The following is a 2,000-nucleotide window of genomic DNA, read 5'->3' as shown; positions in this document are numbered from 1 at the left end:
GTCGAGGGAATGATGATCATGGGCGCCGAAGCCGCCGACGGCGCCCATGATCATCATGCCCTCGACACCGAGGTTGAGCACGCCGGAGCGTTCGACCACCAGCTCGCCGATGGCAGCGATCAAGAGCGGCGTCGCCGCCGTGGCGATGGTCAAAAGGATGTTGACGGTGATGTCCATCAGCGGGCCTCCTCCAGCTTGGGCGCGGCCTCGAGTTTCGGCGCGGCAAAGCCGATCAGACGAATGCGGTAATGAATGAGCGTGTCGCAGCCGAGCACAAAGAACAGAAGCATGCCCTGGAACACCCGCGCCACCTTGTCGGAGATGCCGAGCGCGCTCTGCACCGCCTCGCCGCCGAGATAGGTCAACGCCAGCACCAGGCCCGCGGCAACGATGCCCAGCGGATTGAGCCGGCCGAGGAAGGCGACGATGATGGCGGTGAAGCCGTAGCCGGGCGAGACCACCGGCTGCAACTGACCGATGGCGCCGGACACTTCCGAAATACCGGCCAGCCCTGCCAGCGCGCCGGACAGCAGGAAGGTGAAGAACACCATCTTGTTGAAACCGAAGCCGGCAAAGCGCCCTGCCCTTGGACTCGAGCCCAGCACGCGGACCTCAAAACCCTTCAGCATGCGGCTCATCATCAGCCAGATCCCTATCGCCGCGACCAGCGCGAAGACGAAGCCCCAATTGGCGCGGCCGGCATCCGGCATCAGCTCCGGCAGGATGGCCGAGTCGCCGAACTGGATGGTCTGTGGGAAGCCATGGCCCTGCGGGTCGCGCCACGGTCCGCGCACCAGCCAGTCGAGGAAGAGCTGCGCGACATAGACCAGCATCAGGCTGGTCAGGATCTCGTTGGTGCTGAAGCGGGTTTTCAGCAGCGCCGGGATGGCGGCGTAGAGGGCGCCGCCGACCATGCCGAGCAACAGCATCAGCGGCAGCACCAACGGACCTTCAAACTCAGGGAAGAGCACCGGGATGATCGAGCCGAAGATGCCGCCGAGGATAAACTGGCCTTCGGCGCCGATGTTCCAGATGTTGGCCTTGTAGCAGACCGACAGGCCGACCGCGATCAGGATAAGCGGGGCGGCCTTGATCGCCAGTTCATGCAACTGCCAGACCTCGCTGATCGGTTGAATGAAATAGACATCGAACGCGTTGAACGGATTGACGCCGAGCAACGCGAATAGAACCCCGCCGGCAATCATCGTCAGCACGAAGGCGATGAAAGGCGAGAGCACCGAAAACAGCGCCGAGCGCTGCGGGCGTTTGACCAGTTCGAGGCGCATCATGCCGTCTCCATGGTGTGTTCGGCGTGGCCGGGTTCGGCGCCACCCATCAACAGGCCGATCTTTTCGAAGGTGGCTTCGGCGATCGGAAGCGGCGCCGACAATTGGCCGTTGTGCATGACCGCGATGGCGTCCGACAGTTCGAACAATTCGTCGAGGTCCTGGCTGATGACGAGGACCGCCGAGCCGCTGCGGGCAAGCTCGATCAGCGCCTGGCGGATATGGGCTGCGGCACCCGCGTCGACGCCCCAGGTCGGCTGATTGACGACGAGCACGCTCGGCTTGCGGTCGAGCTCGCGGCCGACGATGAATTTCTGCAGATTGCCGCCCGACAACGCCGCCGCTTCCGGATCGGGCGCGCTTTTGCGCACGTCCATCGCCGCGATGATGCGCTGCGCGGCGCTGTAGACGGAGGCGTTCTTGACCATGCCGCCGGAGCCGACAAAGGACTTGCCGTCGGTGGCATGGCGCGAGAGCAGCAGGTTCTCCGAAAGCTTCATCCGGGGCGCCGCGCCGTGGCCGAGGCGTTCCTCCGGCACGAAGGCGGCGCCCATCAGCCGCCGGCCGGTGATCGGCAGGCCACCGGCATCCTTGCCGCGGATGCGCACCGCGCCTGGATCCTGCTGCAGCACCTCGCCGGAGACGGATTCGAAGAGTTCACCCTGGCCGTTGCCGGCGACCCCGGCGATGCCGATCACCTCGCCGGCGCGTACC

The 2,000-nt window shown here is 65.3% G+C and carries 2 protein-coding genes and 1 pseudogene; all 3 read right to left on the bottom strand.

Features of this window, described 5'->3' with window-relative positions; genetic code table 11:
- Positions 1-177, bottom strand: a pseudogene (locus EOA29_RS44120) (hypothetical protein); the annotation flags it as partial.
- A complete protein-coding gene (locus EOA29_RS34440) occupies positions 177-1,289 on the bottom strand; it encodes an ABC transporter permease (protein WP_126093961.1) in 1,113 nt (370 codons plus the stop codon). The pseudogene EOA29_RS44120 and the gene EOA29_RS34440, both read right to left, overlap by 1 nt.
- On the bottom strand, positions 1,286-2,000 hold a 715-nt coding region (locus tag EOA29_RS34435), incomplete at its 5' end, for an ATP-binding cassette domain-containing protein (protein WP_127222258.1). The genes EOA29_RS34440 and EOA29_RS34435, both read right to left, overlap by 4 nt.

The organism is Mesorhizobium sp. M1E.F.Ca.ET.063.01.1.1, from assembly GCF_003998155.1.
Taxonomy (GTDB): Bacteria; Pseudomonadota; Alphaproteobacteria; order Rhizobiales; family Rhizobiaceae; genus Mesorhizobium.
Note: the sequence above shows the minus strand (reverse complement) of the source record. Positions and strands in the feature narration are given on the sequence as shown.

What these genes read in the sequence shown, in the direction of transcription:
- EOA29_RS34440 (WP_126093961.1), bottom strand. Translation starts at nt 1,289, where the DNA reads ATGATGCGCCTCGAACTGGTCAAACGCCCGCAGCGCTCGGCGCTGTTT.